Genomic DNA, 9341 nt, shown 5'->3' with positions numbered 1-9341 from the left:
GGTCTTAGGAATACCAGAAAAAGAACCTAAAAGTCTTTTGTTATCTTTAACATCAATTTCTATATTAATAGCTATAGTAATTGTCATTATATCGACTATATTTTTAGCTTACGTCGATAAGATTATTATAAAGCCTATATATGATTTGCTAGATAATTTTAAAAAGCTATCTAAAGGGGAATATGATTTATATATAGAAAATGATAGGGTGGATGAAATAGGAGAATTATTAGATAATTTTAATAAAATGGTAGCGTCCTTAAAATCATATAGGGAAAGAGAAAATAAAGCAAAAGAAGAAAGAGAAGAGCTGATAGCCTCTATAAGCCATGATTTATCAACTCCCTTATCTGTAATACAAGCCCACATAGATGGAATAAGTGACGGAGTTGCTGATAGCCAAGAAAAAAAAGACGAATATATAAGGATAATAAACAAAAAGATCAAACAATTGAATAATCGAATCAAACAACTAAAAGACTATTCATTACTTGATATATATGACAAAAAAATAAATCATATCAAAGCTAGAGAATCTTTAGATAGAATTGTAGATGAATTAAATAGATCATTTACAATTGAAATAGAAAATTTATTTTATCAAAATAATATAAAAGAAAGTACAGTGATAGGTTTATCTGACAGGATGCTTGAAATCATATTAGAAAATCTGTTTTCAAATTCTATAAAATATAGAGGGGAAAACCCATTGGAAATTGATATAATTGCAAAAGAAAACCCAGATACAGTTATAATAGAATTTAAAGACAATGGAAAGGGCATAGAGAAATCAGAATTAGATAAAATATTTAATCCATTATACACAGTGGATAAAGCTAGGTCAACTGATAAAGAATCAATGGGATTAGGCTTATCAATAGTAAAAAAAATACTTAATAATGCGGGAGGAGACATCGGAGTAAGAAGTGAGTTTGGACAATATACAGTATTTTTTATAGAGATACCTGTAGCTTGCAAAATTGAAAAGGGTGTAAAATAAAAATAAATAGGAACAGTTTGATTACAAGATTATGAATTAACGTTAGGATAAAAATATTTTTGGTATAATATATATATACCACGGAGGTCGGTATATGAGGCATTATGAAAGTAAGGAAGAATCAAAAAGGAGTATTTATGAAAAATAATAAAAAGTGCCCAAAGTGTGGAGGAAGTGATATTTTATTTGTGCCAGGATCTGCTGGAGCTTATGGAACTGGAAATAATATTATGACTGGCCATACAATTATGTCGGCAGTGTCTGTTGATAGGTATATTTGCACTTCTTGTGGCTTTAGCGAGGAGTGGATTGACCTTGACTACATGGATAAATTAAAAAAGAAATATGATGAAATTTAATTAAACTAGGAAGCATTTGTGAGAATGTTTCCTAGTTTAATTAAATTTGCAAAAATACGTTATACTATAAGGTAGATATAAGATTTGTTGCAGAAAATAGAAATATTTTTTGTTAAGGAGATATAATGAAAAAAACTGTAATGTTAATTGACGGTTCATCTATAATATACGAGGAGATAAAGAAAACTTTTCACACTGCGAGGATAAATAAAGTATGTTTATGAATAATAATCCAATATCATTAAAAAAACGAATTAAAGAGTTGTTTTTTGATTATTTACTTATTCTTTTATATTTAGCATTGTTATTTGGAGTAAGCATGGCAGTTTACCATCTGTTTTTTAAAGGAATTCCGAAAATGAACGAATTACAGTCACAATTAATTGCTTTATTAACATCAGTTATTCCGATTACTTTGATTTTTTCTTATTTGGATTATTCAAAAGATGGGAGTTTTGGTAAACGCAAAGCGGGTTTAAAACTTGTTTATAAACATAAATCTTTAAAAGCAAGCTTTATAAGAAACTTAATCAAATTTTTACCATGGCAAATAGGACATATGAGTACGATTCATGGAATTTATACTGACTTTGATGTATTGGCTATCGTTTTGTTCTTTATAGGCATCGGATTTGCTGTGCTGCTATTATTAATGGGTCTTATACGTAATGATAAAAGACATTTGGGTGATTTGTTGGCAAATACCCAAGTACAAAATAAATAGGAATATTTTTGCTATAATACTACTATGTAACCAATAGACTAAGAATAGAAAATGAAAAAACTGGGTATAATAATATATACAATTTGATTGCTTTTAAGGAGATTATTATGAAAAATTTAAAGTGGTATACAATAGCTTCATGTATTTGGATATTTGTTTTTCCTATAACAGGAATAACTGGGTGGGCTTTTATGATTAGTGGTCCAATTGTTATAGTTGGAAGCATCGCGAAATTTGTGTTCAAATTATTGGGAATAGACTTATATTGGTTAACTAAACCTAGCTTTGGTTTAGGAGTTTTACCAGACCTAATTATTTCTTTAATTGTTGGATTTTTACTAACTATTATTGGGATAGGGTTATGGAGAATTACTAAAAGAATATATAAATGGTTAGTTTTAATAAAGCCTGAGAATTGTCAGATTTAATTGTGAAGAACATTTTAATTCATGGGTTGGGTCAAGATGATAAAAGTTGGGATAAAGTAAAGGAGTATTTGAGAGAATACAATTATAATGTTATTTGTCCTAATCTATTTGATTTATTAAAAAATGATAGTTATGAATACAATGATCTTTATAATTTTTTTGAAAAACGAATAAATAATTGTAAAGATAAGGTAAACTTATGCGGTCTTTCTTTAGGTGGAATACTTGCTTTAGACTATACAAAAAATCACCCTGAGAAAGTAAATTCTCTAATTTTAATAGGAGTACCATATAGGATACCCAAATTACTTTTTAGCATACAAACATTTATTTTTAAACTTATGCCACAATCTAATTTTTTAAAATTAGGTCTAACAAAGAATGAATTCATAAATCTGCTTAAATCAATGAAGGACTTAAGGATAAATGATGGATTAGAACAGGTAAATTGTAAGACATTATTACTTTGTGGGAAAGAAGATAAGCTCAATATTAAGAGTAGTAAACTTTTTAATGACAAGATTAAAAATAGTGAATTTAGAATAATAAAAAATTCTGGACATGAAATAAATATTGATAATCCTAAAGACTTAGGACAGATAATATCAGAATTTTGGACTGTGTAAATAGAATAATTAAAGGTAGCCTAGACGATAGAAATTTAAAACTCTATCGTCTTTTTATATTACAAGAAAGGAGTTTTTTATGAAAAAATTAGAGCAAATAAGACAAGAATCAAAGGAAATAAAAGACAAAATTGATAATACAGAAGAAAAATTAAGGCAACTAAAAAATCAAGAAAAGAAGATATTAAAACAAGACATAGTGAAAAGAAGAAAAGAAAGAACTCATAGACTCATAACAAGAGGAGCAATCTTAGAAAGCCTTATAGAAAATGCAGCAGAACTAACAGATGAAGAAATAAAAATCCTATTAGAAGAAGCAACAAAAACAAAAGAATTTAAAGAAACACTAAGAATAATGAGAGAAAATTAAGGAAAATAAAATAATCAAATCTCCCTTAGATTTTCTAAGGGCGCAATTATACACCCTAAAGGGTGATTGCGTCCTGCGGAGCCAAACCCTTGCAGCGACCAACAACCATTCGCTTTTTAAAAGTCAATGGTAAATAAACTCGCTAAGGCTCGCCCTTGACTTTTAAAATTTGAAATGAACAAAACAATTAAGCCGACATACTGAAACAACAAAAATTAATTCAGTAGTCGGCTTTTTTAATTCTATCATTTCAAAACGCTCATTCACAAAGAAGATATAAAAGACTATTAAGCCTCCACCTAAAACAACAAAGAAAGGAAGTGATAAAAATGGCAGACAGTTTTCATTTTTCAGTAAACATAATATCAAGAGGAAAAGGAAAAAGTGCAGTAGCAAGTGCAGCATATATAAGTGGAGAAAAAATAAAAAATGAATGGGACGGAGTAACCCATGACTATACAAGAAAAGAAAAAGTATTAGTAAAAAATATAATATTGCCTGATCATATACCAAAAGAATTTAATGATAGGTCTACCTTATGGAATAAAGTAGAAATGACAGAAAAAAATTCTAATGCACAACTAGCAAGACAATTCATAATAGGACTACCAAAAGAGTTATCTTTAAGTGAAAATAAAAACCTAGTCGAAAGATTTATAAAAGAAAATCTAACATCACAAGGAATGATAGTAGATTATGCAATTCATGATGAGAGTCAAGATAAAAATGGAAATATCCATTGTCATATAATGACCATAATGCGACCCATAAACGAAAAAGGAGAGTTCTTAGCTAAGTCAAAAAAAGAATATATCCTAGATGAAAAAGGAGAAAAAGTATTAAACAAAAATGGAAAACCCAAGACAAGAAAAGTAGAACTAACAACCTGGAATGATAAAGGCAATGTAGAAAAATGGAGAGGAAATTTTTCAGACCTTTGCAATGAATATCTAGCAAAAAATAATATAGAAAAAAGAGTAGACCATAGGAGTTTTAAAAGACAAGGTATAAAACAAATACCAACAATACATCTAGGAGCAAGTGCTAGTGCAATGGAAAGAAAAGGAATAAGGACAGAAAAAGGAGATATAAATCGTGAAATAAAAAAACAAAATGAACTATTAAAAAACATAGGAAATGAAATAAAGAAAATAACATCTTGGTTAGCAGGCTTCAAAGATAAGCTAAAAGAATCATACAAGGAATATAAATACCAAAGTAAAAAGCAAATAGAAAATGAATCAGGACTCTTTAACCTCTATGAATATTTAAGCTTCTATCAAGAAATGCAAGAAAATAATAGGGCTGAATTATCATTTTATGGCAAAAGAAACAAAGCAATCTATGATTTAAAAAGATATGCAAGTGGAATAAATTATCTAAGAGATAACAAAATAAAAACCATATCAGACCTACAAGGGCATATAAATACCCTAAGAAGTAAAAATTCTGAAATATATAAGACCATAAAAGAAAATAGTCAAAAGATAGAAGACCTTAATAAGTGTTTAGCCTATGCAAAGACTGTAAGAAAAACAAAAGCAACCTACCAAGAATATGAAAGCAAGAAAATATTCAAAGAAAGCTTCTACAAGAATAACCAAAAGGAAATAGACCAACATATAAGAGCAAGGACCTTAATTGAAAAAATCAGTGGAAAGAAAAATTTAAGAGAAAAAGAATGGTTAGGAGAAATCAAAAACTTAGAAGATGAAATCAGTAAACTAAATACAGAGTCAGAAAAGATAAGGGAAAGATACAAGGAAATAAATCATATTAAATATGCAGTAGAAGTAGTTAATGGAGAATATGGTATCGACCTATCAATAGAAATTGACAAGGCAATTAAGAGAGGAGAAAAAGAAAGTATCATAGAAAAGATAAAAGAGTATAAGCAAGATAGTGATAGCTTTAATAAAAAAAGACAATCAACCAAAGACTATTATAAAAATCAAGAAAGATAAGACCTGGTAAAAATATCTTATCCAAGCTATAATATGACCAAACAACTAAAGGCAGAACTAGGAGGTAATAGAGATGAATAAAAGGCAAGGGCTAATAGATGAACTCATAAAAGCAGATCAAGATGGAACATACAAAACATATAAAAGCACAGAAGAAATAAAAGCAATGACCAATGAAGAAATACAGATTATATATTCCAACATGAAAAACTATCTATCAGACAAAAGAACACACATAAACTACTAAAGGTGGAAAGGTATTGTAAGCTATTTAAAAGTATAAAAGGTACAAATACCTAAGTAAGCTATAAAAACATCTAAAATAAGCATTCCACCACCAAGAACAACCAAATAAAAACAATCAAAGGGAAGTATAGAAAAATTAAAGCCTATACTTCCCTTTTTTTAATTCAAACAAAGGAGATAAAACATGATAAACGAAGAAATAAATAAGGTTTTTGCTCATTCTTGAAATCTTTTGGTGAGGATATTAGAAAATTTATAAAAAATGCTTGACTTTATAATCTAGTTGCGGGAAACTATAGATATAGTATTAAATACTAGGTGGGGGGCAATATGATAAATAAAAATTTGAGTGATATTAGTGAATTTAAGCTTCCAAGATACAAGGACTTGCCTGACTTTGGTATATATTTAGAGCAGTTAGTTGAGATTGTTAATAAAACTTTGGAAGTGATGTTTGAAGGGGACAATAAACTAACAAAGACCATGGTCAATAACTATGTTAAGGATAAGCTTATGCCGAGTCCAATCAAAAAGCGTTATTATCGTGATCACATCGCTTATTGTATAGTGATTACCGTTTTGAAAAACATTTTAACTATGGCTGAGATTGATGATGGCATTTTGTTTGAGCTTAAAAAGAGCTCTATAGAAGAGTCATACAACTATTTTTGCAACAAGGTGGAAGAAGTATTGAGATTAGTCATAAATATCTTGGAGAAGCAAGATAGCCCTGAGATTAAGGGTACAGCATCTATCAATATTGATCTTGACAATAGAAATGGCTTGACGTTTGCTATAGTCAGTGTTTGCACTAAGGTTATTACACAAAAATTATTAGGATACGAGCTTTTAAAAGCCAAGGAGGACAAATGAGTAAATTAGGAATAATTGTAGATACGGCTTGTGATGTGCCAAAAGAAGCATACGAAAAATTAAATGTAGCTATGCTGCCCTTGTGGGTTCACTTTTCAGATAAATCTTACAGGGACTTAATTGATATAGAAAAGGATGAGTTTTATGACTTGCTTGATAAGGAAATTCCTAGGACAAGCACGCCTTCGCCAGCAGAAGTGAAAGAAGCAATTGATAAAGAATTTGCAGATGCTGCCGATGAAGTTTTAATAATCACAGTTTCATCAGGCCTAAGCGGTGTGAATAATCTTTCCAATCTTGCAGCTGCAGATTATGATGGCAGGGTGAAGGTTTTCGACACAAAAAATGTTGCCATAGGTGCAGGATTTTACGCTTATAGGGCAGCGAGCCTTAGAGATGAAGGTCGCAGTGCTGATGAAATTATTAAAATAATGACAGATGATAGAGATAATATGAGGTCTAAAACATATTTTGCCATACCGGAATTAACTCACTTAATCAAAGGCGGGAGGATTGGAAAAGTTCAAGGTGCCATAGGTCAGTTTTTAGATATAAAGCCAATCATCACATGCAATACGGACGGCATTTATTACGCCATTGACAAGGTGAGAGGGTTTGTCAAGGCGCAAAAAAAACTTATTGAAAGGGTTAAGAAAGAACTTAGCGACAGCAAAGATTATTACTTATCTATTTGCCATGGATCAAATCTGGAAGCATTGGCGCTAGCCAAGGAAGCACTAAAAGATGAAGTTGCTCGTGCAAAGATTTATGTTGAAGAGCAAATAGCACCAACACTAGCAACACACACAGGCAGGGGTCTGTTAGGTCTTGCCTATTATAAATTATAAGATGATAAGCTTAGGAGATGACTCTTAAGCTTTTTTGTTGGTATTATTGTAGTAAGAATATATACAAGCCAACTTTGTAAAAGAGGGAATGGTAGTAGATTTAGCAATTCATGATGAAAGTAGAGATGGAAATCAAAATATTTATGCTCATATAATGACCATAGTAAAACCAATAAATGAAGATGGAACATACAAAACATATAAAAGCACAGAAGAAATAAAAGCGATGAACAATGAAGAAATACAGATTATATATTCCAACATGAAAAACTATCTATCAGACAAAAGAACACACACAAACTACTAAAGGTGGAAAGGTATTGTAAGCTATTTAAAATAATAAAAGGTACAAATACCTAAGAAAGTTATAAAAACATCAAAATAAAGTATTCCACCACCAAGAACAACCAAATAAAAACAAGCAAAGGGAAGTATAGAAAAATTAAAGCCTATACTTCCCTTTTTTTAATTCAAACAAAGGAGAGATAAAACATGATAAACGAAGAAATAAGCAAAGAAGCAGGACAAGCAGCACAAACCATAATAACATACACAATAAAGGCAGCAAAAGAATCAATCAACTTAGACAAAGAAATAAGAAAAAAGATGAATGAAACTTTAGAAAAAGCAAACGGAAACCTAAAAAGCCTTATGGGCGATGAAATAAAAATAAAAGACCTCTACAAAAAAGGACAACTAGAAAATATAAGCGTAGATCAAAGCGACCTCAAAGACTTAAAAAAAGAACTAAATAAACTTGGAGTAAGTTTTTCAGTAATGAAAAACAAAGAAAGCCAAAACTATGAAATATTCTTCCAAGCCAAAGACATAAAAGTAATGGAATATGCCTTTAAGCAAGTCATAGCCAAGGAAAATAAAAAAGAAAAAGAAAGTATCCTAAAGCAAATAAAGAAATACAAAGACCTATCCAAGAACAAGGATAAGGCAAAAGAAAAAGTAAAAAGGAAAGTAAAGGGAAAAGTAAAACCAAACAAAAAGGATATGACCAGAGAAATCTAAGGGAGTAACGAAAAGTTACACCCTTAAATAATCATAATAACAAGACTTCCGAAAATCGGAAATCAAGAATTTCGATTATCGAAAATCAAGAAAGGAGCAGAAATGGCAACAAACAAAAGATATTATTGGATAAAATTAAAAGAAGAATTTTTCACAGACAAGAGGATAAAAAGATTAAGGAGAATATCGGGAGGAGATACCTACACGATAATCTACCTCAAACTTTTATTATTAAGCCTAAAAGATGAGGGCAAACTCTATTATGACGGAGTAGAAAGTGATTTTATAAAAGAGTTAGCACTAACCATAGATGAAACAGACGATGATGTAATGGTAACAGTTAATTATTTAATCAATCAAGGCTTATTAGAAGTTGTAACAGAAAATGATGAATACTTCCTAACTGAAATACCAAGCCTTATAGGATCAGAAACAGCTTCCACAAGGAGGTCAAGAAAGTCTAGAGAATTAAAAATGTTGCAATGCAACACCATTGCAACACACAAGCAACAAAAGTGCAACGGAGAGATAGAGATAGAGAAAGATATAGAGATAGATAAAGAGAGAGAGGGAGAGATAGAAAAGATTTAATATTTTTGGTATAATCACATTAATTAAACTAAATGTGTAATGATAAAATGAGCTTGTTAACTGTAAGCTGATTATGATAAAAAGATTAAAACTCCCACCATTGGTGTAAGAAACAGAATAAAATAAAGAATCAGATTGGAGTGATGAGAATGGATAAAAAAGATTTAGCTATTATAGGAGATAGTGAATATAAAAAATTACTTTTAGATTTAAAGGAAAAAGTTAGACGCAGTCAATTAAAAGCAGCAGTAAAAGTTAATTATGAGTTGCTTGATTTGTATTGGAACTTGGG

Annotated in this window: 12 protein-coding genes and 2 pseudogenes; all 14 read left to right on the top strand. The window is 30.0% G+C overall.

Going from position 1 to position 9341, the window contains the following annotated elements:
• Nucleotides 1–1000, top strand: a 1000-nt coding sequence (locus NH286_RS10130) for a sensor histidine kinase (RefSeq protein ID WP_265238683.1), incomplete at its 5' end; no start/stop codon positions are given.
• Between the two features lie 137 nt (nucleotides 1001–1137).
• Nucleotides 1138–1359 carry a hypothetical protein gene (locus tag NH286_RS10125; RefSeq protein WP_265238681.1) on the top strand — a complete coding sequence of 74 codons (222 nt, stop codon included), beginning with the start codon at nucleotides 1138–1140 and terminating at the stop codon, nucleotides 1357–1359.
• Between the two features lie 220 nt (nucleotides 1360–1579).
• On the top strand, nucleotides 1580–2083 hold the full coding sequence (locus NH286_RS10120) for an RDD family protein (protein ID WP_265238679.1): 504 nt from the start codon (nucleotides 1580–1582) through the stop codon (nucleotides 2081–2083).
• Nucleotides 2084–2190: 107 nt separating this feature from the next.
• Nucleotides 2191–2511, top strand: a complete 321-nt coding sequence (locus tag NH286_RS10115) for a hypothetical protein (RefSeq protein WP_265238677.1) — start codon at nucleotides 2191–2193, stop codon at nucleotides 2509–2511.
• A gap of 2 nt (nucleotides 2512–2513) precedes the next feature.
• Nucleotides 2514–3137, top strand: a complete 624-nt coding sequence (locus tag NH286_RS10110; RefSeq protein ID WP_265238675.1) for an alpha/beta fold hydrolase — start codon at nucleotides 2514–2516, stop codon at nucleotides 3135–3137.
• A 79-nt stretch (nucleotides 3138–3216) separates the two neighbouring features.
• Nucleotides 3217–3507, top strand: a complete 291-nt coding sequence (locus NH286_RS10105; RefSeq protein WP_265238673.1) for a DUF3847 domain-containing protein — start codon at nucleotides 3217–3219, stop codon at nucleotides 3505–3507.
• Between the two features lie 329 nt (nucleotides 3508–3836).
• Nucleotides 3837–5471 (top strand): MobQ family relaxase, encoded by a 1635-nt coding sequence (gene mobQ, locus NH286_RS10100; protein ID WP_265238671.1) that lies wholly within the window; start codon nucleotides 3837–3839, stop codon nucleotides 5469–5471.
• Nucleotides 5472–5544: 73 nt separating this feature from the next.
• Nucleotides 5545–5718 carry a hypothetical protein gene (locus NH286_RS10095; protein ID WP_265238669.1) on the top strand — a complete coding sequence of 58 codons (174 nt, stop codon included), beginning with the start codon at nucleotides 5545–5547 and terminating at the stop codon, nucleotides 5716–5718.
• A 329-nt stretch (nucleotides 5719–6047) separates the two neighbouring features.
• The gene (locus NH286_RS10090) at nucleotides 6048–6590 is read left to right on the top strand and encodes a DUF1836 domain-containing protein (RefSeq protein ID WP_265238667.1); all 543 of its coding nucleotides are present in this window, start codon (nucleotides 6048–6050) and stop codon (nucleotides 6588–6590) included.
• On the top strand, nucleotides 6587–7438 hold the full coding sequence (locus NH286_RS10085; RefSeq protein ID WP_207047748.1) for a DegV family protein: 852 nt from the start codon (nucleotides 6587–6589) through the stop codon (nucleotides 7436–7438). The genes NH286_RS10090 and NH286_RS10085 overlap by 4 nt, the downstream gene beginning before the upstream one ends.
• A gap of 88 nt (nucleotides 7439–7526) precedes the next feature.
• Nucleotides 7527–7745: a MobA/MobL family protein gene (locus NH286_RS10080; RefSeq protein ID WP_236002991.1), complete on the top strand. Its 219-nt coding sequence runs from the start codon at nucleotides 7527–7529 to the stop codon at nucleotides 7743–7745.
• Between the two features lie 185 nt (nucleotides 7746–7930).
• Complete coding sequence (locus NH286_RS10075; RefSeq protein ID WP_207047749.1) at nucleotides 7931–8458, top strand: PcfB family protein; 528 nt, start codon at nucleotides 7931–7933, stop codon at nucleotides 8456–8458.
• A gap of 102 nt (nucleotides 8459–8560) precedes the next feature.
• A pseudogene (locus NH286_RS10070) lies at nucleotides 8561–9046 on the top strand (phage replisome organizer N-terminal domain-containing protein); the annotation flags it as partial.
• Nucleotides 9047–9198: 152 nt separating this feature from the next.
• Nucleotides 9199–9341 (top strand): annotated as a pseudogene (locus NH286_RS10675) (DUF1016 domain-containing protein); the annotation flags it as partial.

Origin of the sequence: Anaerococcus sp. NML200574 (genome assembly GCF_026131665.1) — a bacterium.
GTDB classification, from domain to species: Bacteria; Bacillota; Clostridia; order Tissierellales; family Peptoniphilaceae; genus Anaerococcus; species Anaerococcus kampingae.
This window is presented reverse-complemented; position numbering and strand designations above follow the sequence as displayed.

Excerpts from the sequence above, each read along its gene's own strand:
- NH286_RS10125 (WP_265238681.1), top strand. The coding sequence starts at position 1,138 with ATGAAAAATAATAAAAAGTGCCCAAAGTGTGGAGGAAGTGATATTTTA.
- NH286_RS10120 (WP_265238679.1), top strand. The coding sequence starts at position 1,580 with ATGAATAATAATCCAATATCATTAAAAAAACGAATTAAAGAGTTGTTT.
- NH286_RS10115 (WP_265238677.1), top strand. The coding sequence starts at position 2,191 with ATGAAAAATTTAAAGTGGTATACAATAGCTTCATGTATTTGGATATTT.
- NH286_RS10105 (WP_265238673.1), top strand. The coding sequence starts at position 3,217 with ATGAAAAAATTAGAGCAAATAAGACAAGAATCAAAGGAAATAAAAGAC.
- mobQ (WP_265238671.1), top strand. The coding sequence starts at position 3,837 with ATGGCAGACAGTTTTCATTTTTCAGTAAACATAATATCAAGAGGAAAA.
- NH286_RS10095 (WP_265238669.1), top strand. The coding sequence starts at position 5,545 with ATGAATAAAAGGCAAGGGCTAATAGATGAACTCATAAAAGCAGATCAA.
- NH286_RS10090 (WP_265238667.1), top strand. The coding sequence starts at position 6,048 with ATGATAAATAAAAATTTGAGTGATATTAGTGAATTTAAGCTTCCAAGA.
- NH286_RS10085 (WP_207047748.1), top strand. The coding sequence starts at position 6,587 with ATGAGTAAATTAGGAATAATTGTAGATACGGCTTGTGATGTGCCAAAA.
- NH286_RS10080 (WP_236002991.1), top strand. The coding sequence starts at position 7,527 with ATGGTAGTAGATTTAGCAATTCATGATGAAAGTAGAGATGGAAATCAA.
- NH286_RS10075 (WP_207047749.1), top strand. The coding sequence starts at position 7,931 with ATGATAAACGAAGAAATAAGCAAAGAAGCAGGACAAGCAGCACAAACC.